Source organism: Pseudomonas sp. T1.Ur (assembly GCF_023516725.1).
GTDB classification, from domain to species: Bacteria; Pseudomonadota; Gammaproteobacteria; order Pseudomonadales; family Pseudomonadaceae; genus Aquipseudomonas; species Aquipseudomonas alvandae.
On sequence record NZ_JAMGSN010000001.1, the window covers coordinates 2,245,988 to 2,271,789 of the forward strand.

25 protein-coding genes are annotated in these 25,802 nt (G+C 62.5%); 13 read left to right on the forward strand and 12 right to left on the reverse strand.

The features are described from left to right. Nucleotides 1-68: 68 nt before the first annotated feature. Complete coding sequence (locus M8Q45_RS10165; protein WP_249874605.1) at nt 69-680, reverse strand: Yip1 family protein; 612 nt, start codon at nt 678-680, stop codon at nt 69-71. 167 nt (nt 681-847) lie between these two features. On the opposite strand from M8Q45_RS10165, the gene M8Q45_RS10170 reads away from it, so the two are divergent. From M8Q45_RS10170 to M8Q45_RS10180, 3 genes are read left to right on the forward strand one after another with little or no spacing between them, the layout of a single operon-like run. After that, nucleotides 848-1,348 (forward strand): CinA family protein, encoded by a 501-nt coding sequence (locus M8Q45_RS10170; RefSeq protein ID WP_249874606.1) that lies wholly within the window; start codon nt 848-850, stop codon nt 1,346-1,348. Nucleotides 1,349-1,359: 11 nt separating this feature from the next. Then, entirely contained in the window at nt 1,360-1,878 is a 519-nt protein-coding gene (locus tag M8Q45_RS10175; protein WP_249874607.1) for a hypothetical protein, read from the forward strand. A 7-nt stretch (nt 1,879-1,885) separates the two neighbouring features. Continuing rightward, nucleotides 1,886-2,329 carry a DUF421 domain-containing protein gene (locus M8Q45_RS10180; RefSeq protein ID WP_249874608.1) on the forward strand — a complete coding sequence of 148 codons (444 nt, stop codon included), beginning with the start codon at nt 1,886-1,888 and terminating at the stop codon, nt 2,327-2,329. Between the two features lie 171 nt (nt 2,330-2,500). Here the strand turns inward: M8Q45_RS10180 and M8Q45_RS10185 are convergent, their stop codons facing one another. Then, nucleotides 2,501-3,358, reverse strand: coding sequence for an SDR family oxidoreductase (locus M8Q45_RS10185; RefSeq protein ID WP_249874609.1), 858 nt, complete (start codon nt 3,356-3,358; stop codon nt 2,501-2,503). Nucleotides 3,359-3,545: 187 nt separating this feature from the next. On the opposite strand from M8Q45_RS10185, the gene M8Q45_RS10190 reads away from it, so the two are divergent. After that, complete coding sequence (locus M8Q45_RS10190; protein WP_249874610.1) at nt 3,546-3,950, forward strand: VOC family protein; 405 nt, start codon at nt 3,546-3,548, stop codon at nt 3,948-3,950. A gap of 158 nt (nt 3,951-4,108) precedes the next feature. Here M8Q45_RS10190 and M8Q45_RS10195 read toward each other — a convergent pair whose 3' ends face one another. Then, complete coding sequence (locus M8Q45_RS10195; protein ID WP_249874611.1) at nt 4,109-5,257, reverse strand: MalY/PatB family protein; 1,149 nt, start codon at nt 5,255-5,257, stop codon at nt 4,109-4,111. Nucleotides 5,258-5,495: 238 nt separating this feature from the next. Here M8Q45_RS10195 and M8Q45_RS10200 point away from each other — a divergent pair, with 238 nt between their 5' ends. The 5 genes from M8Q45_RS10200 to M8Q45_RS10220 all read left to right on the forward strand — a co-directional run bounded on the left by M8Q45_RS10200 (nt 5,496) and on the right by M8Q45_RS10220 (nt 10,292). Next, nucleotides 5,496-5,759 (forward strand): DUF2790 domain-containing protein, encoded by a 264-nt coding sequence (locus M8Q45_RS10200; RefSeq protein WP_249874612.1) that lies wholly within the window; start codon nt 5,496-5,498, stop codon nt 5,757-5,759. 270 nt (nt 5,760-6,029) lie between these two features. Further along, the gene (locus tag M8Q45_RS10205; RefSeq protein ID WP_249874613.1) at nt 6,030-7,400 is read left to right on the forward strand and encodes an epoxide hydrolase family protein; all 1,371 of its coding nucleotides are present in this window, start codon (nt 6,030-6,032) and stop codon (nt 7,398-7,400) included. 58 nt (nt 7,401-7,458) lie between these two features. Continuing rightward, nucleotides 7,459-8,532 carry an alpha/beta fold hydrolase gene (locus M8Q45_RS10210; RefSeq protein ID WP_249874614.1) on the forward strand — a complete coding sequence of 358 codons (1,074 nt, stop codon included), beginning with the start codon at nt 7,459-7,461 and terminating at the stop codon, nt 8,530-8,532. A gap of 135 nt (nt 8,533-8,667) precedes the next feature. Then, entirely contained in the window at nt 8,668-9,441 is a 774-nt protein-coding gene (locus tag M8Q45_RS10215; protein ID WP_249874615.1) for an alpha/beta fold hydrolase, read from the forward strand. Nucleotides 9,442-9,539: 98 nt separating this feature from the next. Continuing rightward, nucleotides 9,540-10,292, forward strand: a complete 753-nt coding sequence (locus M8Q45_RS10220) for a 3-oxoacyl-ACP reductase family protein (RefSeq protein ID WP_249874616.1) — start codon at nt 9,540-9,542, stop codon at nt 10,290-10,292. A gap of 50 nt (nt 10,293-10,342) precedes the next feature. Here M8Q45_RS10220 and M8Q45_RS10225 read toward each other — a convergent pair whose 3' ends face one another. Together M8Q45_RS10225 and M8Q45_RS10230 are read right to left on the reverse strand one after the other, a co-directional pair. Continuing rightward, nucleotides 10,343-11,776, reverse strand: coding sequence for a catalase (locus M8Q45_RS10225; protein ID WP_249874617.1), 1,434 nt, complete (start codon nt 11,774-11,776; stop codon nt 10,343-10,345). 79 nt (nt 11,777-11,855) lie between these two features. Further along, a complete protein-coding gene (locus M8Q45_RS10230; RefSeq protein WP_249874618.1) occupies nt 11,856-12,281 on the reverse strand; it encodes an organic hydroperoxide resistance protein in 426 nt (141 codons plus the stop codon). Between the two features lie 215 nt (nt 12,282-12,496). Between M8Q45_RS10230 and M8Q45_RS10235 the strand changes: the two genes are divergently transcribed. The 3 genes from M8Q45_RS10235 to M8Q45_RS10245 all read left to right on the forward strand — a co-directional run bounded on the left by M8Q45_RS10235 (nt 12,497) and on the right by M8Q45_RS10245 (nt 16,365). Beyond that, nucleotides 12,497-15,310: a PAS domain-containing protein gene (locus M8Q45_RS10235; RefSeq protein WP_249874619.1), complete on the forward strand. Its 2,814-nt coding sequence runs from the start codon at nt 12,497-12,499 to the stop codon at nt 15,308-15,310. After that, nucleotides 15,303-15,674 (forward strand): response regulator, encoded by a 372-nt coding sequence (locus M8Q45_RS10240; protein WP_249874620.1) that lies wholly within the window; start codon nt 15,303-15,305, stop codon nt 15,672-15,674. The genes M8Q45_RS10235 and M8Q45_RS10240 overlap by 8 nt, the downstream gene beginning before the upstream one ends. 100 nt (nt 15,675-15,774) lie before the next feature. Further along, the gene (locus tag M8Q45_RS10245; RefSeq protein WP_249874621.1) at nt 15,775-16,365 is read left to right on the forward strand and encodes a response regulator transcription factor; all 591 of its coding nucleotides are present in this window, start codon (nt 15,775-15,777) and stop codon (nt 16,363-16,365) included. An 8-nt stretch (nt 16,366-16,373) separates the two neighbouring features. On the opposite strand, the gene M8Q45_RS10250 is transcribed toward M8Q45_RS10245, so the two are convergent. From M8Q45_RS10250 to M8Q45_RS10275, 6 genes are all read right to left on the reverse strand, one after another. Continuing rightward, complete coding sequence (locus M8Q45_RS10250) at nt 16,374-19,280, reverse strand: ATP-binding protein (RefSeq protein ID WP_249874622.1); 2,907 nt, start codon at nt 19,278-19,280, stop codon at nt 16,374-16,376. A 122-nt stretch (nt 19,281-19,402) separates the two neighbouring features. Further along, nucleotides 19,403-19,819, reverse strand: coding sequence for an Ohr family peroxiredoxin (locus tag M8Q45_RS10255; protein ID WP_249874623.1), 417 nt, complete (start codon nt 19,817-19,819; stop codon nt 19,403-19,405). 37 nt (nt 19,820-19,856) lie between these two features. Then, the gene (locus M8Q45_RS10260; protein ID WP_249874624.1) at nt 19,857-20,255 is read right to left on the reverse strand and encodes a sigma factor; all 399 of its coding nucleotides are present in this window, start codon (nt 20,253-20,255) and stop codon (nt 19,857-19,859) included. Between the two features lie 111 nt (nt 20,256-20,366). Then, nucleotides 20,367-21,137: a creatininase family protein gene (locus M8Q45_RS10265; protein ID WP_249874625.1), complete on the reverse strand. Its 771-nt coding sequence runs from the start codon at nt 21,135-21,137 to the stop codon at nt 20,367-20,369. Between the two features lie 165 nt (nt 21,138-21,302). Beyond that, nucleotides 21,303-23,543 carry a xanthine dehydrogenase family protein molybdopterin-binding subunit gene (locus M8Q45_RS10270; RefSeq protein ID WP_249874626.1) on the reverse strand — a complete coding sequence of 747 codons (2,241 nt, stop codon included), beginning with the start codon at nt 23,541-23,543 and terminating at the stop codon, nt 21,303-21,305. Between the two features lie 13 nt (nt 23,544-23,556). Continuing rightward, nucleotides 23,557-24,030, reverse strand: a complete 474-nt coding sequence (locus M8Q45_RS10275) for a (2Fe-2S)-binding protein (protein ID WP_249874627.1) — start codon at nt 24,028-24,030, stop codon at nt 23,557-23,559. Between the two features lie 260 nt (nt 24,031-24,290). Here M8Q45_RS10275 and M8Q45_RS10280 point away from each other — a divergent pair, with 260 nt between their 5' ends. Beyond that, on the forward strand, nt 24,291-25,223 hold the full coding sequence (locus tag M8Q45_RS10280) for an MBL fold metallo-hydrolase (protein WP_249874628.1): 933 nt from the start codon (nt 24,291-24,293) through the stop codon (nt 25,221-25,223). A 70-nt stretch (nt 25,224-25,293) separates the two neighbouring features. Here the strand turns inward: M8Q45_RS10280 and M8Q45_RS10285 are convergent, their stop codons facing one another. After that, nucleotides 25,294-25,683: a putative quinol monooxygenase gene (locus M8Q45_RS10285; protein WP_030140627.1), complete on the reverse strand. Its 390-nt coding sequence runs from the start codon at nt 25,681-25,683 to the stop codon at nt 25,294-25,296. Between the last annotated feature and the right edge of the window lie 119 nt (nt 25,684-25,802).

The window sequence follows — 25,802 nt, forward strand, 5'->3', positions numbered from 1 at the left end:
GCGAAGATTGCGAAAACTCACGCTTCGCTACGCCGCCGCCACCCACATTGTGTACCTTCAAAAGCCATTCAGCCTACCGGAACCCGCAGATATTCCGGCTGCAGATAGTTGAACCACAGCAGGATCATTTCCACCAGGATCGTCACCAGCACCAGCAAGCCGACACCCCAGACGCTGGCCGAATACAGCAGGCCCTGTTCCTTCTTCAAACCCATGAACTTGGGCAGGCCGACGAACAGCAGGAACGTCGAGTAGACCGAAGCGGCCAGCAGGACCGCCACCGCCAGCCATCGGCTTGGGTACACGCCGAAGATCCCGGCCAGGAAATACGGGGTCGCGGTGTACGCGGCGAAACCGATGCACTGGTTGACCGTCGGTCGGGCCTCGAAGGTGCGCGACATCCAGCGGATGAACAACCCCATCAGCGACACGCCGACCACGATGGTCACGTACAGCAGCACGCATAGCTGAAGCGCGCTGGCGTGGCTGAGTCGCACGGTTTCGTTCTCGGCCAGGCTCCAACCGGTCCAGGTGGTGCCGATGAACAGGCACACCGCCGGGATCAACGCGAGCAACAGCAGATGCGCCAGGTAATGGTGTGGATGAGCCTGCTCTTGCTCGCGAATGTCCCCCCAGGCGAATTCGGGATGGGTGAACAGTTTGACGAAAAGCACGGACATGACGACCTCCTGATCAGGACAGCCTCTGCATGAGGCTCATACGGTTATGAGGTACAGGATTGGCCAGGGGTTTCATTTATTTGGCCGGTCCGGGCGACGGCGCGATAAAGGGAATGATTCGAAACGGCGGGGGTCAACCCATCAGCCTCCATGAAGGACTGTATGCCATGACTGTTGCCCATTCCCTGATCGAGTACATGCGCGAACATGAGTTGCGCCTGACCACCGCCGAGTCCTGCACCGCGGGGCTGATCGTCACGCTGCTGGCTGAAGTGCCGGGCAGCGGTTCGCTGATCGAGAGCGGCTATGTGGTGTATTCCCCCGAAGCCAAGCAGCGCCTGCTCGGGGTCAAGCCACGAACCATCGACACCTTCAACCTGACCAGCCGCGAAGTCGCCGAGGAAATGGCCCTCGGCGCCCTGCGCGACGCCAACGCCAACGTCGCGGTGGCCACCACCGGCCTGCTCGGGCCGGACGACAAGGACGGTATCCCCGCCGGCACGGTGTGTTTTGCCTGGGCGTTCGAGGTGAACGGGCAGCGCGCGCTGTTCAGTCGCCGGGAACGCTTCTTCGGTGACCGGCGCCAGGTGCAACGGCTGTCCAGCGAGTACGCCTTGCAGCAGATACCGGGCTATCACCAGCGCGCTTTGGCGGGCGACCGTCGATAGGGAGGAGCCTCATGACCGACAAATGGGAACAGGACGACCACCGTAGCCGCGAGTTCCCGGTGCGCGAGGACATGGTGTTCCAGCACAAGGTCTGGCGTTTCGAGCGGGTCGGTTGGTACGTGCTGGTGCTGCTGGTGATCCTCACCTTGCTCGGGTTGTTTTCCCGTGGCCCGTTGAGCAGTCGCGAAATGCACAGCGCCGACGGCGGCATTGGCGTCGAATACGAGAAATTCCACCGCAACGGTTCGACCAATCCGATGATCATTCGCCTGAAGGGTACGCCTGGCGCGGTGCTGGAGGTGGAGCTCGGGGGCGACTGGCTGGAAGGGTTCGACGTGCAGAGCGTGCAGCCCCAGCCCCTGCGCTCGGCGGCTGCGGGACCGGGCATGAAAGTCTGGCTGCAGGCGGACGGCCAGGGGCAGGCCAACCTGCACCTGTCATTACTCGGCGAAGGCCTTGGCACCTACCACACCCGCATCGCCACGCCCCATGGCGCCGTGGTCATGTTCAATCAATTCATTTTTCCTTAGGTGACGTATGGATTCGGTACTGCGCGCCGCCGCGATGTATGCGGTATTGATGGTGCTGTTCAAGATCTCCGGGCGTCGTTCGCTGGCGGAGATCACCACCTTCGACTTTGTGCTGCTGATGATCATCGGCGAGGCGACCCAGCAGGCGCTGCTGGGGGATGACTTTTCGATGACCAACTCATTCATGGTCATCGTCACGCTGATCGCCATCGATGTCGGGTTTTCGTTGCTCAAGCTGCGCTCCGATTGGGTGTCCCGGCTGATCGACGGCGGCCCGACCATCATCGTCGAGGACGGGCGCATCTTGGAGGGGCGCATGCGCCACGCCCGGCTGATCGAGGCAGACATCATGGAGGCGGCACGCTCCAGCCAGGGCATCGAGACCCTGGACCAGATCAAGTTCGCGATCATCGAGCGTAACGGCAAGATCTCGGTGATTGCCAAGGAGTGATCCTCGGCAAGGAACGCGTCTATGACTAGCAAGCTACCTCTGTAGGAGCTGGCGAAGCCTGCGATCTTTTGATCTTTTGCTTGAGACCCAAGCATCAGGAAAAGATCGCAGCCTCGCTACGCTCGGCAGCTCCTACACCCCAGGCCATGCCAAAAAGGGGTGTGCCGAGCATTAAAGGATCGGCTTGCCCCCCGTCACCGCATACCGCGAGCCGGAAATGTAGCTGGACTCATCCGACGCCAGCAGCACGAAGATCGGCGCCACTTCCACCGGTTGGCCGGGGCGGCCCAGCGGCGTCTGGGACCCAAAATTCTGCACTTCTTCCTCGGGCATGGTGGCGACGATCAGCGGCGTCCAGATCGGCCCTGGCGCGACGCTGTTCACGCGGATGCCCTTGGGCCCGAGCATCTGCGCCAGGCCGCCGGTGAAGTTGGCGATGGCACCCTTGGTCGTGGCGTAGGCCAGCAGCGTCGGCTTGGGCATGTCGGAGTTGACCGACGTGGTGTTGATGATCGAACCGCCGGTTTTCATGTGCGGCACCGCGGCCTGGCAGATCCTGAACATCGCGGTGATGTTGATATCGAACGTGCGGACCCATTCCTCATCAGGGATGTCTTCCAGGCTCTCATGGGTCATCTGGAATGCGGCGTTATTGACGAGGACGTCGATACGCCCGAAGCGCGCCACGGTTTCATCGACGACCTTGCGGCATTGCGCCTTGTCGGCGAGGTCGCCCGGCAGCAACAGGCATTGGCGGCCAGCCTGCTCGACCCAGCGCGCGGTTTCCTTGGCGTCTTCATGTTCGTTCAAGTAGGAGATGGCCACGTCCGCGCCTTCGCGGGCGAAGGCAATCGCCACGGCGCGCCCGATGCCGCTGTCGGCGCCGGTGATCAGCGCTATCTTGTTCGCCAGGCGTCCGGAGCCCTTGTAACTCTGTTCGCCGCAGTCTGGGTACGGGTCCATTTTCTGCTGGCTGCCGGGTACGGGTTGTTGTTGCTTGGGGAAGGGTGGGGTGGGGTAATTGGCCATAATCATTCTCCAGGGCGAGTGGTTGCGATGGAGGGTGGACTTCAGGCTTTCCAGCAGAGTTCGGTTGGAGTTTCCCGTCGGTCGATGAGCGTGACCGGCAGCGGTTCGTCGCCTGGCCCTACGTCCGGGTGAACGTGGGTAAGGCCGTCTATTCAAATGCCAGGAAAGATTCAACAGGAGAAACAACATGTTCAGTCACATACAGATTGGCGCGCGGGACCTGCCGAAAATGGTCGCATTCTATGATGCCGTGCTTGGCTGCCTGGGCTTGGTGCGCATGGCGAGCGAGGATGACTCGGGGCCACCCGGGGAAGGTTGGCATCAGCCCGGCAGGCATTGGCCCCAGGTGTTCGTCCAGGTGCCGATCAACGGGCTGCCGGCGACGTGGGGCAATGGCATGCAGGTCAGCTTCGCCGCCGACTCACAGCAAGCCGTGCGCGACGCCTGGAAGATAGCGCTCGACATGGGCGGTTTCGACGAAGGCGCGCCGGGCCTGCGGCCGCAATACTCAAAGGATTATTACGGCGCCTATTGCCGGGATCCGGAGGGGAACAAGTTGTGCTTTGTGCATACGCCGGATATGCATGACTGAGACACCGTCGAACGGATTGCCCTTGCGGCGAAGCAACCTGCTCCCGCTGAACCGTAGGAGCTGGCGCAGCCTGCGATCTTTTGATCTCTGGCTTGATCGGCGAAAAGATCGCAGCCTCGCTGCGCTCGGCAGCTCCTACAGTCGGCGGTAGCAGTGATTCAGCCCCGAGCCTTCAAACTCCGCTCCATCCGCGCAATCCCTTCCTCCAGCAACGCCCGTGGGCAGCCGAAGTTCAACCGCACGAACTGCCCGGCGTCGTCGCCGAAATCCAACCCGGCGCTCAAGCCGACCTTGGCTTCCTTGAGAAAGAATCCCTGCGGGTCGTCCAGCCCCAACCCGGAGCAATCCAGCCACGCCAGGTAGGTGCCCTGGGGCACGGTCATGGTGATGCCCAGCAGACGGGTCTTTACCGCCTCGACCAGGTAATCACGGTTGGCTTGCAGGTAATCCTTCAAGGCCTCCAGCCACGGGCCCGCTTCGCTGTAGGCGGCACGGGTCGCTTCGAGGCCGAGGGCGTTGACGCTGTCGACCATGCCGGCCCGGGCGCTGTTGACCCGTTCCCGCAGCTTGGCGTTCTGGATGATGGCGAAGGAGGTTTTCAGGCCGGCGATGTTATAGGCCTTGCTGGCGGACATCAGGGTGATGGTGCGCTCGGCAATCTCCGTGCCCAGGGTGGCGGTGGGGATGTGCTTGCGACCGTCGAAGCACAGCTCGGCATGGATTTCGTCGGAGATGATCCAGGCGTCCTGCTCGACACAGATGTCTGCCACTGCCTTCAATTCGCGGTGGCCGAACACCTTGCCCAGCGGGTTGTGCGGGTTGCTCAGCAGCAGTGCGCCGCCGCCGTGCAACGCAGTTTTCAGCCCGGTCAGGTCCGTGTGGAATTCACCGTTGAGCGGGTTGAACGACAGCTCCACCTTCTTCAGGCCCCAGTTCCCCGGGGCGTTGCGCAGCGGCGGATAGTTGGGCACCTGCACCACGACGTTCTGCTGCGGTTCCACCAGCGCGTGCAAGGCCATGTTGAAGCCCGGCTCGACCCCTGGCAGGAAGAGGATCTGCTGGGGCTCGACGCGCCAGGCGTATTTGCTCCAGAGATCGGCGACGATGGCGGCGCGAAGGTTGTCCTGGGCCACGCTGTAGCCGAGCATCGGATGCTCCAGGCGCTTGCGCAGGGCATCGATGACAACTGGCGGCGCGGCGAAATCCATGTCGGCTACCCACATCGGCAATACCTCGGCCGGGTAGCGGCTCCACTTGGTGCTACCGGTGCCGTGGCGGTCGAACACCAGGTCGAAATCGAAAGTCATGGTGGTTCCATCAGGTCGGGAAAGAGTGGTCGCCATGATAAAGCAAACTTCCCGCAGGAAAAGATCGAAGTCCTCCCGAGGCAAATGTATCGCTGTGTATCCAGAGCCTTTGTAGACACGAAACGATTCCTTCAAGCCCATCGGCGACACACCCGAGATACCTCACCGGCGTCAAATGAGCCCCATCGAGACAGCACACGCCGTCCCAGGTATTCACTCAAACGTCGGAGACATCGCCATGAACATCAAGCACCTCAGCATCGCTTCACTGTTTGCCATCCTCAGCCTCGGCGCCGTGGCAGCCAACGCCCAGGACACCGTCAAGCCGCAGGCCTACATGTACGGCGATCACTTGGACATCGCCAAGGTGCTGTCGGTCAAGCAAGGCGCGGGTTCGGGTTGTGGCGTCGTCGAGTCGCGCATGACCTACCTGGATTCCACCGGCGCGATCCGGGCGCTGGACTACAGCGCGATTGCCCAGGATTGCGGCCAGGATAATTGAGGCAAGGCCAGGCTCGACACCGCAGCCGCCCGCGAAGGGCGGCTCCCGCCAGGCACACCACAGGGTGTTCTCGACGACGGTTCTCAATGCCGGTGATACCTAGGTATCGACCGACACTTTGGTGCAATCGTCGCATGGGTGGCGCGGTGGTTTGATCGGGCTTGCGTGAGTCGGACAGACGCCGCTGACCGTGACCAGGAATGCGCTGCGCACGGTGAGCGGCTCCGACAACGAGCCAGGCCCATGGGCCATATTCCAAGGAGATTCACCATGCCCGCAGCTACTTCCATTTCCGCCTGGCATCGCTGCCTGGCGTCATCAGCCATAGGCACCGTGTTCGGTTTCGCATTGCTTGCCAGCAGCCAAGGCGTATGGGCAGCCACCCCGGCGGTTGATCAACCCTCCGGCACGGCGTCGACCCAACCGCAAGCCATTCGTCCATACCGCATCCATGTCGATGAAGCGAAACTCACCGACCTGCGCAACCGCATCGCCGCCGCCCGTTGGCCGGACAAGGAGACCGTCACTGACGTTTCCCAAGGTGTGCAACTGGCCCAGGTGCAGGCGTTGGTGAAGTACTGGGGCAACGGCTATGACTGGCGCAAGGCCGAAGCCAAGCTGAATGCGTTACCGGAGTTCATCACCACCATCGACGGCGTCGATATCCAGTTCATTCATGTGCGCTCGCGCAACCCGAATGCCATGCCGCTGATCCTCACTCATGGCTGGCCCGGATCCCAATTCGAGTTTCTCAAGACCATCGGACCCTTGACTGATCCGACCGCCTACGGCGGGCGGGCCGAAGATTCGTTCGACGTGGTGATTCCATCGATTCCGGGGCATGGTTTTTCCGGTAAGCCGACCGAACTCGGTTGGGGGCCGGATCGCGTGGCAAAAGCCTGGGATGTGCTGATGAAACGCCTGGGCTATAGCCATTACGTCTCCCAGGGCGGCGACCACGGCTCGGTGATTTCCGACGCGCTGGGCCGCCTGGCCCCCGCAGGGTTGCTCGGCATTCATTTGAATATGCCCGCGACCGTGCCGCCTGAACTGGTGAAACCGATCAACAGCGGTGACCCGGCCCCCGCGGGCCTGAGCGATTCGGAGCGCAACGCCTACAACGCCCTGAGTACGTTCTTCGGTCGCAATGCCGCCTACGGCGCAATGATGGTGACCCGGCCGCAGACCATGGGTTACCTGCTGGCCGACTCACCCTCGGGCACGGCGGCGTGGATGTACGAAAAGTTTGCCGCCTGGACTGACAGCGACGGCAAGCCGGAACGCGTGCTCAGCCGCGACGAGATGCTCGACGACATCAGTTTGTACTGGCTGACCGACACCGGCGCGTCGTCCTCCCGTTTCTACTGGGAGAACAACAACAATAACTTCAGCGCCGCGGCGCAGAAGACCGCCGACATCAAGGTTCCGGTGGCCATCACGGTGTTCCCGCACGAAATCTACCGCGCGCCCAAGGTATGGGCCCAGCGGGCCTATCCGTCCCTGTCGTATTTCAACGAAGCCAGCAAGGGCGGGCACTTCGCTGCCTGGGAACAGCCGCAACTGTTCAGCGAAGAGTTGCGCGAGGCCTTCCGGCCGCTGCGTGCCGCTGCAAACAAAACGCTCGCCCAGGGCACTCGATAAATTCATCGGCGGCTCCAGCCTCGGCGCCGCCAGCCACCTTCCCCAAGGGAGATCTACCATGGACCTGACTTTGACTAATCCCCCCAGCGCACCGCAGCGTCGGCGTTTGCTCGCGCCGTCGATCCTGGTGTTCGCGATGATGCAACTGGGTGCCCTGGGACTTGCATCGTCGCCGGCAAGCGCCGCCGAAGTACCGGCAGGCACGATCGGTACGATCACACCCGGCAGCCACACCTCGTTCGGCCCGTTGAAGCATGTCAAGGCCGGCCTGCTAGAGGTGTCCTATGCCGAGGTCGGGCCCGCCGATGGGCCGGTCATCATCCTGCTCCACGGATGGCCGTACGACATCCACAGCTATGCCGATGTGGCGCCGGCCTTGGCCGACAAAGGCTATCGCGTGCTGATTCCGTATGCCCGCGGATATGGCGACACCCGGTTCCTGTCCGCCAAGACAGTGCGTAATGGTCAACCTTCCGCCCTGGCCAGTGACCTGATCGATTTCATGGACGCGCTGAAGATCAAGCAGGCTGTCCTCGCCGGTTACGACTGGGGCGCGCGCACTGCCGATATCGTCGCGGCCCTGTGGCCGGAGCGGGTCAAGGCGCTGGTGGCGGTGAGCGGTTATCTGATCGGCAGCCAGGAAGCGGGCAAGGCGCCTCTGCCGCCGGAGGCCGAGCTGCAGTGGTGGTACCAGTTCTATTTCGCCACCGAGCGCGGTCGCTTGGGCTATGAGAAGAACACCCATGATTTCGCCAAGTTGATCTGGAAACTCGCCTCGCCCAAGTGGAACTTCGACGACGCCACCTATGAGCGCAGCGCCGCGGCATTGCAGAACCCCGATCATGTCGCCGTCTCGATCTACAACTATCGCTGGAGACTCGGCCTGGTCAAAGGGGAGGCCAAATACGACGGGCTGGAGAAAAAACTGGCGGCATTCCCGTCCATCGGTGTCCCCACCATTACGCTCGAGGGCGACGCCAATGGAGCGCCGCACCCACCGGCTTCGGCTTATGCCAAGCGATTCACCGGGCCGTATGAGCATCGCGTGATAGACGGCGGCGTCGGCCACAACCTGCCGCAAGAAGCACCCCAAGCCTTCGCTCAAGCGGTGGTCGACGCGGACCATCTCTGAACGTGCGTTGGCTGGGGATCGGGCGAAGCACCCGACGTGCTTTGCCTGCCATCAAGCCTGCGTGCAGAAACGATTTCGTCTTTACCCGATTCGCTCCATAACCCGTCCTGACGTCCATTGTCCAAGGAGTTTCCAATGAAGAAGATCATTGCCGCATTGACCTGCGCCGGCCTGTTGGTCGGCGCCAGCGCATTCGCGCAGACCACCAAGCCGACCGTTGTGCTAGTGCACGGTGCCTTTGCCGATGCTTCGAGCTGGAATGGCGTGGCGAAGATTCTGGAGAAAGACGGTTATACGGTGATTGCCGCGGCCAACCCGTTGCGCAGCGTCAAAGGCGACGGTGCTTCAGTCTCGGCATTGCTGTCCAGCATCCAGGGGCCAGTGGTGCTGGCGGGGCATTCCTACGGCGGCAACGTCATCACTGAGGCGGCCAACGATCACGCCAACGTCAAGGCGCTGGTCTACGTCAGTGCGTTCGCGCCCGAAGCCGGCGAAACCGTCGCGGGCCTGGCCGGGAAATTCCCTGGAAGCACCCTCGGGCCGACCCTGGCTGCCCCGGTCATCTTGCCGGACGGCGGCAAGGACTTGTACATCCAGCAGGACAAGTTCCATGAGCAATTCGCCGCTGACGTTCCAGCCGACCAGGCGACCCTGATGGCGGCCACCCAGCGCCCGGTCACCGAGGCGGCGTTGAACGAGCAAGCCGGAGCGCCAGCCTGGAAGCACATTCCGTCCTGGTACATCTATGGTGACGAGGACAAGAACATCCCGCCACAGGCCATGGCGTTCATGGCCAAGCGCGCCGAGTCCAAGGACGTGGAAGTGGTGAAGGGCGCCTCCCACGTGGTGATGGTGTCCCACCCTGAACCCGTGGCGCGGCTGATCGAAGAGGCCGCTATCGCCAAGTAACGCCAAACCGTAGCGACGCAAGCGATCAAGGCAGGCTTCGGCCTGGCCTTGATCGATTTCCGGTCGCCGGCAATACCCATTGATTGAAAGGTCGGGACATGATCATCACATCGCAACGTTTTACCGGCAGGACCGCCCTGGTCACGGGCGGCTCACGGGGCATCGGTGCCGCAGTCGTGCGCCGGTTCGCCAGGGAGGGCGCCGCGGTGGCCTTCACCTATTCGAGCTCCGATGGCCAATCCAGGGCGCTTGTTTCCAGCATTGAGGACGAGGGGGGCAGGGCACTGGCCATCAAGGCGGACAGCAAAGTCGCCCAGGACATCCAGCGCGCCGTGGAAACCACCGTAGCGCAGTTCGGCGCCTTGAATATCCTGGTCAACAACGCCGGGATCCTGGGCCTGGGCTCCGTCGACGAGTTCAGCGTCCAGGCTCTGGACGATATGTACGCCGTCAACGTGCGCGCCGCCTACATAGCGGCACAAGCTTGTTCCAAGGTCATGAGCCGTGGCGACCGGATCATCACCGTCGGCAGCGTGGCCGGCGAACGCAGCGGCTTTGCCGGGTCGAGCGCCTATTCCATGACCAAGTCCGCGCTCATCGGTCTGGTCCGAGGGCTGGCCCTGGACTTCGCGCCACGGGGTATCACCGTCAACAACATCCAGCCCGGTCCTACCGCCACTGACATGAACCCGAGCGACGCGCCCTATCTTGAACATGTCATCGGCCTGGTCCCGCTGGGACGCCTGGGGTCCGCCGATGAAATCGCCAGCATGGCCGCGTACCTCGCCAGTGACGACGCATCCTTTGTCACTGGGGCAAGCCTCACGGTGGATGGCGGTTACCTGGCCTGAAGGAGCGGGCCTCCATCGGTTGCGAGAGGCCCGCCGTGGTGGAGGGGGTGTCAGCCCAGTCGTTCAATCGCCAGGGCGACGCCCATGCCGTATAGCGGATCAGCCTGCGTGCAGTGCTGGATGTGACGCTGCTTGGACTCGGCCGACGCGCCTTGGATCGAGCGCGCCGTGTTGTCGAACAACGCTTGTCTTTGTTCGGGATCCATCAGCCGGAAAAGCTGCCTGGGCTGGGAAAAATAGTCGTTATCCTCCCGATGGTTCCAGTGCCCGGCGCTGCCGTGCAGGGCCAGTGGCGGCTCGCGAAAATCCGGTTGTTCAACCCATTGGCCGTGGCTGTTGGGTTCATAGCCAATGGTGCTCGCCGCGTTGGCGTCGGTCCGCATGGCGCCGTCGCGGTGATAACTGTTGACCGGGCAGCGTGGTGCATTCACCGGGATCTGGTGGTGATTGACGCCCACTCGATAGCGCTGCGCATCGCCATAGGAAAACAGCCGCGCCTGGAGCATTTTATCGGGCGAGAAGCTGATGCCTGGTACGACATTGGCAGGGTTGAAGGCGGCTTGCTCGACATCGGCGAAGTAGTTGTCGGGGTTGCGGTTGAGTTCCAGCGTGCCCACTTCCATCAGCGGGTAATCACCATGGGGCCAGACTTTGGTCAGGTCGAACGGGTTGATCGGATATTCCCCTGCGTCGGCTTCCGGCATGATCTGGACATAGAGCGTCCAACGCGGAAACTGCCCTTGTTCGATGCTGGTATAGAGATCCCTCTGGGCGCTTTCGCGGTCATCGCCCACCAGGACGGCGGCCTGTTCGTCAGTGAGGTTGGCGATGCCCTGCTGGGTTTTCCAGGTGAACTTGACCCAATAGCGCTCGTTGGCCGGACTGATGAAACTGAAGGTGTGACTGCCGAAACCATGCATGTGCCGATAGGATTTGGGCAAGCCCCGGTCACTCATGACAATCGTGACCTGGTGCAAGGCTTCCGGCAGCAGTGTCCAGAAATCCCAGTTGTTCCTGGCGCTGCGCATATTGGTGCGCGGGTCTCGCTTGACCGCGTGGTTGAGGTCCGGAAACTTAAGGGGGTCACGCAAGAAGAACACCGGCGTGTTGTTGCCGACGAGGTCCCAGTTGCCTTGCTCGGTGTAGAATTTGATGGCGAAGCCACGGATGTCGCGCTCGGCGTCGGCCGCACCGCGTTCACCGGCTACGGTGGAGAACCGGACGAACACGTCGGTGGTCTTGCCGACGCTGGAGAACAGGCTGGCCTTGCAATAGCGGGTGATGTCGTGGGTAACGGTGAAGGTGCCGAAGGCGCCCGAGCCTTTGGCATGCATGCGGCGTTCGGGAATGACTTCGCGGTCGAAATGCGCGAGTTTTTCCAGCAGCCATACGTCCTGCAGGAGCATTGGCCCCCTCGGGCCGGCTGTCTGTGAATTGTTGTTGTCGACCACCGGTGCACCGGCGGCTGTTGTCAGTTTTTTCATGGTCGGGTTCCTTGGTTTGCCGGCCAGCGCGTATCAAGCGCTTTACACAGCCGTCCGGCACGGATGTTCTGGAGACGGTTCAGGCCAGGGTGATTTCGACGTGGATGTTGTTGCGCGACAGTTTCGAATAAGGGCAGGTCTGGTGCGCAGCGTCGACCACCGCCTGGGCGGATTCCCGATCGACCCCCGGCACACTGACGTTCAAGCGCGCCTGGAGAAAATAATTGCCGTCTTCCAGGCAGAGATCGACCTGTGCGTCGACGGCGACAGTGTCTGGCAGGTTGATTTTCAGCCGCCGCGCCGCGAGCTGCATCGCACCTTCGAAGCAGGCGGACCACCCCGCGGCGAACAGCTGTTCCGGATTGGTGCCGGCGCCGGCGGTGCCGGGGCTTGATAGCGCGATGTCCAGTCGCCCGTCATCACTGCGCGAGTGACCATTTCGACCGCCGGTGGTGTGGACGTTCGCGGTGTACAGGACGTTCTGGGGGGAGGTTGAAGTTGCCATGGGACGCTCTTGGAATGAGATTGGGAAAAACCATCTCATCAAAAAGCACTGCGCCACCTCCATTATACGTAGGTGTCAGTGTTGGGGCGCAGGGAGGGGCGTCATGCTGGCCAGCGTCCCGCTACACTGATTGCTTCGAGCGACACCTAAGTATGATAGGCGGGTCAGTCCCTACGGGGCATCCTCACACCACGGAACCGCAGGACAAGGCCGGTATGGACAACGCATTCGACCGCGTGATAGAGGGTCTGCCGGGGTTGGCCTGGACCGCCCTTGCCGATGGCGGTGTTGACTATGTGAATGAATACTGGTGCAGCTTCACCGGCCGCAGCCGCGACGAAGCCAAGGGTGATGGCTGGCTTTCGTCCGTGCACCCGGACGACGGCCCTCAACTGATCCAGCGCTGGCAAGCGACCCTGCGCGGCGGCCAACCACTGGCCATGCACGCACGGCTGCGGCGCGCCGACGGCGTGTATCGCCGATTTGTCATTCGCGCCAATCCATTGCCTGGCTCCTTGGCCGAGGGCAAGTGGTGTGGGTTGTGGGCCGACATCGAAGACATCAGTGCGATCACCCGGTCCGACAGCCCAGTCGACTCGGGCCTGCGGGCGCTGATCGACAGCGTCCCGGCGCTGGTTTCGCTGATGACGCCCACCGGCGAGCTGGAGTGCGTCAACGTCCACAACCTCGAATACATGGGCACCACGCTGGAGGCGCTGAGGGGCTGGGCGGCGAGTGACATCGTCCATATCGACGACCGTCCGGGGGTCATCGACAGCTGGGCACGGGCGGTGGCCACGGGCGAACCCTACCGCCAGGAACTGCGTATTCGTCGTGCGGACGGTGCCTATCACTGGTTTGTCGCCAACGGCATGCCGATGCGCGATGGCCAGGGACGCATCGTTCGCTGGTGGATCATCACGCTGGACATCGACGAACAGAAGCGCGACAAGGCCTTGATTGCCAACGCCCTGGCTGAGATCAGTGCGTCGGAAGGGCGATTGCGCAGCATCATCAACGCAGTGCCCGGTTTTGTCTGGAGCGCCGCGCCAGATGGCAATGTCACCTTCGTCAACCAGCGTTGGTGCGATTACACCGGTATCGCCCTGGAAGCGGCCTGTGGCAGTGGCTGGATGGCGGCCATCCATCCGGATGATGGCAGCGCGCTGGCGGGTTATTGGCAAGCATTGGCCTGTGGTGAGCCGGGCGAGTTCGAGGCACGGCTGCGACGTTTCGACGGCGCGTTCCGCTGGTTCCTGATCCGTACGGTGCCGGAGCGTGATGAATCAGGCCGTGTGGTTCGATGGTACGGGGAAAACACCGATATCGAAGACCGCAAGCGCGCCGAAATCCTGCTGGCCGGTGAAAAGCGCGTGCTCGGCATGATCGCGGGCGGTTCGCCGCTCAAGCTGACACTGGAAGCCCTGTGCGAATTGGCGCAGTCCTGTTTCGATGACGCAGTGTGCAAGGTCGTGCAGATCGCCGAACTGAAGTACAGGCAGCCGACGCCTGCAGCCAAGCCCGCCCTATTGCCGGACGCCGCGCCGAACGTGCCGAAGGGCTTGGCGGAAGGCCTCGAGGGTTACCCCCAGGATGCCGACCGATCGCCTGACGCATGGGTTGCGGTTCACAACGCGCGGGTCATTTGTGCCGACCTGATCCGGGAGACGCGCTGGGGGAACTGGCGCACGAACGCCCTGGCCAGCGGTTTGCGGGCTAACTGGTCGATACCGGTGACCTCTGCCTGCGGGCACGTGACCGGTGTGTTATCGCTCCTGTATCGCGAGCCCAAGGAACCCGGTGCGATGCAGCTCAACCTGCTCGGTCAATTGACTCATCTTGCGAGCATCGCGATCGATCGGGCTCGCAGCGAAGCGGCGTTGCGCCAGAGCGAAGCCTTCCTGGCCAGGGCCCAGCGGCTCAGCTCCACGGGCACGTTTTCGTGGCGGGTGAGCTCTGATGAGATCGCCTGGTCCGAGGAAATCTACCGAATCCTGGACCTGGACCCGACGATCAAGCCAACCTTTGATTTCATCTATAGCCGCATCCATCCCGACGATCTTTCGATCTACAAGGAGATGATCCGGCGTCAACGAAAGAAAGCGCAGGATTTCGAGCATGAGCACCGCTTGCAGTTGCCTGATGGCACGGTCAAGCATGTGCATCTGGTCGCGCACGCGATGAAGGACGACGAGGGCGGGCTTGAATACATCGCGGCGCTGCAGGACGTGACACAGCGACGTGCCTCGGAGGCCGCCCTCGGTCAGGTCCGTTCGGAGCTTGCGCACCTGGCCCGGGTCGCAAGCCTGGGGGCGTTGACGGCTTCGATTGCTCACGAAGTCAACCAGCCACTGGCCGGTATCATCACCAATGCCAGCACCTGCCTGCGCATGCTGGGTGCGGATCCGCCGAACGTCAACGGGGCCTTGGAGACGGCCCGTCGTACCATTCGCGACGGCAATCGCGCCGCCGATGTGATCGATCGGCTACGGCTGCTGTTCTCGAAAAACAGCATCGCGCTGGAGGAGGTCGACCTCAATGAAGCGGCGCGCGAGGTCATGGCCTTGCTGCTGGGTGAACTGCAGCGAAGCGCGGTGGCGTTGCATCCCGAATTCGCCGACGGGCTGCCGCAGGTCAGAGGCGACCGAGTACAACTGCAGCAAGTGATCCTTAACCTGATCCTGAACGCGAAAGAGGCGATGAGCACCGTGGCCGACCGCCCAAGGCGACTGCAGATCAGTACCGGGCAGCAGGACGATCAGGTTTACCTGGAAGTCAGGGACAATGGCGTCGGCTTCGATCCGCAGGACGCGGAGCGCTTGTTCAACCCGTTCTATACGACAAAGAGTTCAGGCATGGGGATCGGTTTGTCGGTCAGTCATTCGATCATCGAGAAGCACGGTGGCCGACTTTGGGCCAGCGTGAGCAACACGGGGCCCGGCGCTGTCTTTCGTTTCGCGGTACCTCGCCTGGACGAACCAGGCCCCAGCGCCCATGTCGAGCATGCCAGAGAGGTTTTCAATGGATAATCCGTTGCTCATATCGGTGGTCGACGACGACGAGTCGGTACGCGAAGCCTTGCCGGACCTGCTCAAGGAGTTTGGCTTTGCGGTGGAGGCATTTTCGTCCGCCCAGTCCTTCCTTGACTCCCGCCATGTGACTCACACCCGCTGCCTGATTCTCGACATCGCCATGCCGGGCATGTCCGGGCCGGACCTGCAAAAAGAGCTCCTCGCGCGACAGTACGAGATTCCCATTATTTTTATCACGGCCTTGGGCGACGCCGTCCTGGGTCCGAACCTGCTGGCCCTGGGGGCGGTGGAATGCCTGAAGAAGCCTTTCAGCGAAGCGGCCCTGCTCAAGGCGCTCAGCGCCGCGCTCCCGGTCAATTGACCGATATACGCCAAGAAGAGGTGTCCCGTTGAACGCGAACCCTGGATCTGCCCCTGAACATGGACAGGCTGCAACGAGCAACAGGCCCGTCGTGTTTGTCGTGGATGACGATATTTCTGTCCGTGAGTCCCTGGAGTTGCTGATCGAGCAAGCGCAGTGGCAGCCGCAACTGTTCGACTCGGCGCAGGCGTTCCTGGCCGAGCCCTGGCCTTGCGTGCCCAGTTGCCTGGTCCTCGACATCAATCTGCCGGACCTCAACGGGTTGGACTTGCAGAGCACCATCGCCCGCGATCGCCCTTTAATGCCGATTATCTTCATCACCGGATACGGCGATGTGCCGCGTTCGGTGCGGGCGATGAAGGCCGGTGCAGTGGAATTCCTGACCAAGCCCTTCGACGATGAGGTACTGCTCACGGCCATTGCCGAGGCCCTCGATTGCAGTCGCGCGGGGCTCGATCGGGAAGGGGGGCTGCGTGAGTTGCACGCGGCGTATGCAACCTTGACGCCCCGTGAGCAAGAGGTCCTGGCGATGGTCGTGGCGGGGCGCATGAACAAGGTGATTGCCTCGGACCTGGGCATCAGCGAAATCACTGTCAAGGCCCATCGTGGCAAGGTCATGCGCAAGATGAAGGCCCGCTCCCTGGCGGATCTGGTGAAAATGTCAGCCCGGTTGGCGCCCGGGGCCAGGTGAAATCGGGGTTAGAACGTTTCCGCTATCAAGCGTTGCTGCAGTGCTCGCAACTGGCGCAGGTCCAGCGTGTCGTAGCCTTCCGCTATTCGCTCATTGCAGGTAGCCAGCAATGCCCTGGCCTCGCTCGCTCGGGTCTGTTCCAGCCACAGGCTGGCCAGGTCCATCGAAGCCCTGAGCTCCCATGACAGGGCGCCTTGTTGCTGGCTCAGCGCGATTGATTCGCGCAACGTGTCTTCTGCCGCATGAATGTTTTCCGGTGACAACAGCCGCAGGACGGTGGCCTTGAGGCGCAGTAACTCCGGCACTGCGTAGGCGTCACCGCTTTGGCGACAGTGATGCAAGGTGGCCTCGACCTGGGCCCGCGCCTGTTCGTACCGTTGGCCTGCAATCAGGCCCTCGACCAAGGCGATTTCGAACGCCGTGGTCAAGAGTTCGTAACGCATGCCTCGCAGGCGCGCCAGGCTTTCTTCCAGCAATGCAACCGCGTTGCCTGGCTGACCGGAGCGTATCGCGATGGCGCCTTGCAGCCCCATGGCGGCCGCCACATAGGGGCCCAGTGCGTTGGCCTCGGCAATACGGGTGAACGTCTCAAGGCCGGCGCTGGCCCGGTCCAGGTCGCCGGTCCAGATATAGATGCCAAGTGTCCAGACCAACGCGATGCAATAAGTCACGGGATGATCCAGCGCGGCGGCCTGGTCCTCGACCTGACTGGCCCAGTGCCTGGCCTGATCGGCGAAACCCAGTAGCCAGAGCGTGCGCGCGAGCGCGAGCCCGGTGCGGTTACGATGGTCGAAACCGTAGTGGAGCGTGCTGCTGCGCTCGGAAGGCAGGCTGTTGCGCAGAGATTTTTCCAACTCCTGCCGCGCCAGTGGCTGGTTGCCCAGCAGGTGGTGGGATATACCGGACAACGACGCTGCCACTGCGATAGCCTCGGGCTTGCCGATGAGCTCGCCAACCTCGACGGCTCGCTCGGCCCAGGCGAGGGATGAGGGGAAATCGCCTATGCGTTCGGCGAAAATCTGCAGGCGGCCGAGCAACCTCAGGCGGGCCCCATGGTCGCCCAGGGTCTCGGCGATCTCCAGGGCCCTGAGGAGCGCCTGATGCGCGGACTCGCTGTTGCCCTGCGTGAACATCAGCACCAGCCCAAGCGCAGCTTGCAGCTCCATTTCGGTGGGCGTGCCGAAATAACCCAGTTGGAGCAGTTCGGTCGCACGAGAGCACCAAGTCCGGCATTCGGTCATCAGGCAAAAGTGCTGGAACAGCGGTGCGCTTGCCGCCGCCAGCGGAAGCGCCAGGCCCGGATCGCCCTGGGGGCCGAAACTCCATTCCAGGGCGGTCCTGATATTGCCCAACTGATTGGCGAGTCGCGCCGATTTTTCAAAGACTTCATTGGGCTCCGTGCCGAGATGGCTGAGCAGGTCCATGAAGTACACGGCATGCCTGAATTGCAACGTGTGGATCTCTGCGTCCGGGCGTAATGCCAGTTTCTCCCGGGCATAGGCTCGGGTCATCTCCAGCAGCCGATAACTTGCCGTCGTCCCGCTGTGGTCGACGGTCACCAAGCCTTTCGAAGCCAGGTCGTCCAGGGTGGCTGCGGCAGTGACCGGGTCTATGTAGTCGTCAGCCAGGATCTGCGAAGCGGCTTCATGGGAAAACGGGCCAACGAAAACCGCGAGACGGTCAAATACCCGTTCTTCTTGCACCGAGAGCAGGGCGTAGCTCCAGTCGAGCATCGCTCGCAGCGTCTGATGGCGTGGCAGCGCGGTCCGTCGTCCCGACCAACCGAGTGAGAAGCGCTCGCCCAACAACGCATGGGTAGCGGGCACGCCGTGAATGGCCACGCGCATGGCGGCGAGTTCGATAGGCAAGGCCATGCCCTCGAGGCGCCGACACATATCGGCAATCATCCGCGCGTCATTGGCTTGCAGTCGCAAGGCTGCATTGCCCGATAACGCCCGTTGCACGAACAGCGCGACCGCCGGAAACGACAGCAGCTCTTCGGCAGTCAAGGCCTGCACCTCGGCCGGAAAGCCCAGCGGGCTGAGGCGGTGCACCTGTTCGCCAAGGGTGCGCAGGGGTTCGCGGCTGGTTGCCAGCAGCGTGACGTGTGGCGCTGTCTCGCGGATCTGCTCGACGACCGTCGATATGGCATCGATCAAGTGCTCGCAGTTATCGATGACCAACACGATTTGGCTGGCCCGCAGGTGAGCCAGCAAGACAAACACCGGGTCCTCGGCCTGTACCGGGATGCCCAGCGAGGCTGCGAGGGTGGACGCAACCAGGCTTGCATCCTCGACCTGCGCGAAGTCAACGAAACGCACGGTTTGATCGCGTTCGGCGGCCAGCCGGTGACCCACCTCGACCGCCAGGCTGGTCTTGCCGACGCCACCGGGTCCGACAAGGGTCAGGAGGATAGGATGCGCCAGGCGACCCAGGACCACCTGGATATCGTGGTCGCGGCCAATCAGCGCCGCGCGAGGTGGCAGGCTTCCAACGGTACGGCTGAAACGATTGCTGTCGCAGTGAAGCACTTCTACCGGGGCGGCGGGTCCAGGCTGAGCAGGAGTCAATCGCTCGATGGGCGCAACGAACGCGTAACCGACGCCGACCTGGGTCGTGATGTAGCGCGCGCCTTGTTCTCCATCGCCCAGGAGTTTGCGCAGCCCTGTCATATGAAAACGCAGGCTGCCTTCGGTGACGATCATGTCGGGCCAGACCAGTTTGATCAGTTCACGCTTGGACAATACTTGTCCAGGGCGCTCGAGCAGCGCGACGAGCAGATCCAGCGCGCGCCCACCAATCGCCACGGGGGCGCCATCCCTGGTGAGTAAACGCTTGCGCGGCGTGACGCAGAAAGGACCAAAGGCAAGTTGCAGGGTCAAGGCGTCGTGCAAATCGTCTGGGGCGATCTCCACAAGAATGGCTCTCTGGGGGGAGGGAAACGTTCGAGACTGTAGGAAGGATCCTACGCGTAAACGCCCCCTTTTTGCCATACGGATGTACGGCTCCCTGGCCACTCCAGCTCAGCCTTCAGGCGTCAAGCGATGCTGAAGCTGACGTTGATGTTCTGGCGCGTGGCCTTTGAGTAAGGGCAGTTCTGGTGGGCAGCATCCACCAGCTGTCGTGCTATCTCCGGCTCGACGTCGGGCAACGACACTTCCATTCGTACCTGAAGGAAAAAACCGTGCTCGCCATGGACCAGGTCGACTTGCGCATCGACCGCGGCCGCCGCTGGAAAGGCGATTTTTCGAGCATTGCAAGCGTGGCGCAATGCCCCAAGGAAGCACGCCGACCAGCAAACGGCGAACAGCTGTTCCGGATTCGTACCGTTTCCAGGGGCTCCGGGGGCTGAAAGTTTGAGATCGAGCCGGCCATCATGGCTGCGGCCCGAACCCTCGCGGCCGCCCGTAGTGTGCGTATGGCTGGTATAGAGCACTTTCTCGATGCTGATCATTCGTACTTTCCGGAAAAATGACACGGCGAGACGTCATTCAGATCGAGCTCAACGCTGGGTGGAGGTTGATCACCGAGGCCATCGGCATGGGGTCGGTAACCCCGGTGCCTTTTTGGTTGCGCAGGTGGCGGAGCAACGTGCTGCGTGCGATTTCGATCAGCCAGGCCCGGAACGGAACATTCGGGTCGTAGCGGTGGCGTCGTTGATAAAGTGAATTGAATGCCTGCCTGGCCAGGTCATCCACTTCGTCGCGCCCTAGGCGCCCGGCTTGCACTTGTCCTTCATAAAAGGCCATGAGCAATGGCTTCACCGTCATCAGCAACGGCTCGGATGCAGGTTTGCCCTGCTTGACCACTTCGGCCATCAATTGGCACAACTGGCTGTTCCCAAGGTGGTCAGCGCTGCATAGACAATTACCGCGATAACCTTCGGTCATGCTCGGATCCCTCTTGAGTCATCGATTCAACCGATTCATCGGCCATGGACCAGGTTCGGTTGCGAGACTCAAGAGTGATGCCTGGGGAGGCCGAACACCCGTTATCCGGTGTTAGTTGTTGTGAGTCGGGGCGCCACCTGGCGCAGGTTCCCGACTGAACGCCTCCAGCTCGCGCACCAGGCCCTGGGCGGCCAGCATGACCAATTCCCGACCTTTTTCCGGGGTTGCCTGGGCAGGATCGGAACCCATGCGCCCGTCGGGGAAGCGCAGGCGAAAATCGTGAGCTTCGCGAATCGGACCCGAGGGGGCGATTGGGGGGCTGTAGTGTGCCGACTTGATTGATTCCGGGTAAGCCCATTGGGTGATCGCTATCTCCGAAGGCGTGGCGTGGACACCATGGCCAGTCGGGAACTGCCGGTTCGCCAGCGCACCCACGCCTTCCAGATCCCACCAGTTGCACAGCTTCAAGGCAAACCCAGCCGGGCGCCGAGCGAAACTGGCCTCGGCGTAAAGCTCCGAAAACGCGGCTTCAATCGAGGCAATGTTGCCGCCGTGGCCGTTGAGGAAAAAAATCTTCTCGAAGCCATGGGCGGCCAACGAGCGTACCCAGTCGCCCACGGCGGCGATGAAGGTCGATGGCCGAAGCGTAATGGTTCCGGCAAAGCCAAGGTGATGTTGCGCCATGCCAATATTGAAGGTCGGCGCCACCAGGATATCGGCCGATTGCTGTGCCTGGTTGGCAATGATTTGCGGGCACATCCAGTCAGTGCCCAGCAGGCCGATCGGGCCATGTTGCTCATTCGAGCCGATGGGAACGACGATGGTGCGGCTGCGGTTGAGAAACTGCTCGATTTCAGACCAGGTCGACAGGTGTAGAAGCATTTTTCTAGCCTCGTATTCAACGACTCCCTTCTGGGAGCGGGATGGAATTGTCGGGCGTCTGGCAGCGTTGCTCCAGTGCCTGGCCTGACAGTGTCAGGCCAGGCAAATCACAACATGGGGGATGGTGGGAGGATATTGCACGATCGTATCGAGTGCCCCGGACCGTCAAGCCAGGCTGAACGGCAACTGCCGCAGCGGCTTGCCCGTCAGGCTGGCAATGGCATTGGCAAACGCCGGCGCCAAGGCGGGGAGGCCGGGTTCGCCCATGCCGGTCGGCGGCTCGGCGCTGGGGACGATGTGCACGGCGATCTGCGGCATGTCGGTGATGCGCGGTACGCTGAAGTCGGCAAAGTTGCTTTGCTGCACGACGCCGTCCTTCAACGTCACCGCGCCACCAGGCAGGCACATCGACAACCCCATCAGCGCGGCGCCCTGTACCTGGGCTTCGACGCTGCGCGGGTTGACCACCAGATTGCAATGCACGCCTGCCGTGACGTTGTGGAGCACCGGACGGCCATCCTGCACCGACGCCTCGACCACGTAGGCCACCACCGAGCTGAATGACTCATGTACCGCCACGCCCCAGGCTTGGCCGGCCGATAGCTGGCGCTTGCCGTAGCCGCTCTTGTCCACCGCCAGTTGCAGCGCGTCGCGATGGCGCGGGCTCTGCTCGCCAAACAGCTTCATCCGGTATGCCACTGGATCCTGCTTCGTCGTGCGGGCGATTTCGTCGATCAGGGTTTCCATCACGAAAGCGGTATGGGTCGAGCCGACGCTGCGCCACCAGAGCACGGGCACGTTGAGCTTGGGATGATGCACGGTCAATCGCATCGGCAATGGATACGGATCGCGCATGCCCTCCGTGGCGGTGGGGTCGATGCCGTTTTTCATTTGCCCGGCGAAGAGGGTGCCGGTGAGGATGGATTGGCCGACCAGGGCGTGCTCCCAGGCCAACACCTTGCCGCTGTCGTCGAAGCCGATGCGCGCGCGGTGCAGGTGCATGGGCCGGTAATAGCCGCCCTTGATGTCGTCTTCCCGGCTCCACAGGGTCCGAATCGGCGCATCGAGCCCAGCGGCGCGGGCGGCCTTGGCGACTTCGCAGGCCTGCACGACAAAATCATTGGTGGGCACACCGCGTCGGCCAAAACCGCCGCCCGCCGTCTGCACATTCACCTGGACTTGCTCGGGCTTGAGGTTCAACACCTTGGCCGCCGCCGCGCCATCGCCACCGGGGAACTGCGTGCCCACCCACAACCGCGCGCGGCCCTCGGACAGCTGGACGGTGCAGTTCAGCGGTTCCATCGGCGCGTGGGCCAGATAAGGAAATACGAACTCGGCCTCCAACTGGTGCGGCGCCGACGCCAGGGGCTTCATGTCGGCATCGAAGTGGAGGGGGCCGGATTGGCCAGCCAGTTCGCGGTACTGGGCCAGTTGTTTTTCCGTGTCGACTTTTTCGACCTTGGTCACGTCCCATTCGACTTTCAGCGCGTCACGGCCCAGCTTCGCCTGCCAGTAACCGTCGGCGATCACTGCAACGCCTTCGGCACCGCCATCAAGCGGCACGCGCAGCACGGCTTTTACGCCGCTGGTGGCGCGTGCGGCGCTGTCGTCCAGGGAGGCGATGCGAGCGCCGAACACCGGTGGCCGGGCGACCACTGCGGTGAGTTGCCCCGGCAAGTGCACGTCGATGCCGAAATCCTGCTGGCCGCTGCTCTTGGCCTTGGCGTCGAGGCGGGTGGTGGCCTGGCCGATGATGCGAAAATCCTTGGGATCCTTGAGCGTGACGTTCTCGGGCACGGGCATCGCCATGGCGGCTTCGGCGAGCTCGCCATAGGTCGCCTTGCGGCCGCCTGGGCCCAACACGGTGCCGTTTTGCGTGGTCAGGCTGGCGGCGTCGACGTTCCAGCGCGCCGCCGCGGCGGCTAGCAGCATCGACCGGGCGCGGGCGCCCAGTTCGCGGTATTGGGTGTAGCTGTTCTTGATCGAATTGGAACCGCCGGTGAGGTGGATGCCAAAGGCCGGGTCCATGTAGGCCGCGTCGTTACTGCCGTTGCGCGTGCGCACCAGGCTCCAGTCGGCGTCGAGTTCTTCGGCGAGGATCATCGGCAGGCCGGTCTGCACACCTTGGCCGAACTCCAGGCGATTGATCGTCACCGTCACTTCGCCGTTGGGCGCAATCTGCACGAAGGCCGAAGGTTGCTGGGTCGGCTTGAGTGGTCCTTCGCCAGCGCCATTGGCCTGTTGCCCCAGGGCCATATGCGCAAACGCACCCAAGGCCAGGCCGCCGATGCCGACGATCTTGAGGAAGCTGCGGCGAGGCAGGGTCGCGGGACCGTCCGCATCATCGCGCTCGAGCAGGTGCTGCAAGGCGCGCGGAAGTTCGGTTGGAAAAATCTCGTTGAGCATGGCGAACTCCCTGTCAGGCGAGGGCTTTGGCGGCATCGGCCACCGCGGCGCGGATTCGGGCATAGGTGCCGCAGCGGCAGATATTGCCGGCCATGGCCGAGTCGATCTCGGCCGGTGTCGGTTGCTTGCCCTTGGGCTGGGCCTTGAGGAACGCGGTGGCGCTCATGATCTGGCCGCTCTGGCAGTAACCGCACTGCGCCACGTCGTGCTTGACCCAGGCTTCGTGTACGGCGCTGCCGATCGGGTCGCTGCCATCGGTGGCTGCTTCAATGGTGGTGATCTTCTTGCCAACCGCCGCCGCGACCGGCGTCACGCAGGACCGGATGGCCTGGCCATCCAGGTGAACGGTGCAGGCGCCACACAAGGCCGCCCCGCAGCCGAACTTGGTGCCGGTCATGCCCAGCGTGTCGCGCAGGGCCCACAGGATCGGGGTGCCAGGGTCTACGTCGACCGTGTGCTCACGGCCATTGATATTGAGGGCGCTCATAGTCGGACCAGCTCCAGATGGTTGGGCACCGATTACTATAGGAAGCCTTGGGGGCGATAGCTTGCACGATCCGGTCCGATGATTGCCCAATCTTGCAAATCACCAGCCGTTTGTCTGACACGATCATGCCAAGATGTGGGCGCGGCATACCCTCGTATGGTATCGAGCGCACCGCCCCCACTGCACACTCGTTCTCCAGGTGATCCGTTGTTCCAGCAATGGAAAAACGGATTCGCCCCATCCAAGACAGGAGAGCGATCATGACGATGCATCAGCAAGACACCGCGCAAAAAAACGCAGTCCAGGGAACATCCGCGACCGAGGAACTGGTTCCGTCGCGCTATGCACTCAAGGTTGGCGACATCGATGTGCTGGTGGTCAGCGACGGCGTGCTGCCGCTGCCGACCTCGACCATGTCCACCAACGTCGACCCTGCCGCCCGCGCCGCCTGGTTCAAGGATATGTACCTGGGCCCCGACGCGTTCGATTGGGCGCTGAACGTGCTGGTGGTGCGCAGCGGCGAGCAGACCCTGCTGGTCGATGCCGGACTGGGCGGGCAGTTTCCCGGCTTCCCGCGCGCCGGACTGTTTCCCAAGCGGCTGGAGGCGGCCGGTATCGAGCTTTCCTCCATCACCGATGTGGTGATCACCCACATGCACATGGATCACATAGGCGGGCTGCTGGTCGATGAGGTGAAGAACAGCTTGCGGCCCGATGTGAAGATTCATGTGTGTGCGACCGAAGTCGAGTTCTGGGCGAACCCCGATTTCTCGCGCACCGTCATGCCTTCGCCGATACCGGAAGTGTTGCATACGACCGCCCAGCAATTCATGGAGGCGTACCACGACAAACTGCACACCTTCGAGCAGGAATATGAGGTGGCACCGGGCGTGGTGGTCAAGCGCACGGGCGGGCATACGCCGGGGCACAGTGTCGTGCACGTGACGTCTGGCCGCGAAAAGCTCACGTTTGCTGGCGACGCCTTGTTCCCGGTGGCCTTCGACCATCCCGATTGGCAGAACGGCTTTGAGCATGACCCCGAAGAGGCAGTGCGTGTTCGCGTACGGCTGATGCAGGAAGCCGCGGCGAGCGGCGAGCTGTTCGTGGCCACTCACCTTTCGTTTCCTTCCGTGGGCCGGGTGGCGGTCAACGGTGATGCGTTTCGCTGGGTGGCGGGGTCCTGGGATTATTGAGTGTTGGCTGGGCCTGGGCGTTCGTCCGGGCCCGGCGATTTTGCTGCGCAGCAAAGCTGCCCCGACGGTTTTATTTCGAACTCAGTTGGACCGGCATCGTCTCGATCAGCCGACGCGAGCGGATCATCGATTGCGTTTGCTCGACGTAACGCTTGAAATGAGCAGACATGATGTGGGACTGGTAAGCCTGCTCATCTGCATAGATTTCGAAGAAATGGAGTTGATGCGGATGGTCTTTATCCGCCACCGAGTAAATAGCGAGCACGCCAGGCTCCACCCGTGCGGAGATCTCCATCTCCTCCTTGACGATCTCGGTATAGCGCTCCAGTTGAGTCGGATCGATTTCCAGCTGCGCGATACGGACCACAGCCGTGGGAGGCAGGGTTTGCGCCGATGCCTCACTGCCAATCGCCAGGGTGGCTGATAACGCGCATGCATAAAACAGGTGGCTGAGCTTCATGGGGTCTCCTGACTGGTAGGTTCATACATTCGATCGAGCGACGCGATCCGGCATCCGGGATGCGCATCCGGGGAAAGGGCGGTTCACTATAGCGTGATGGTATGGCTGAACTGTTCCTG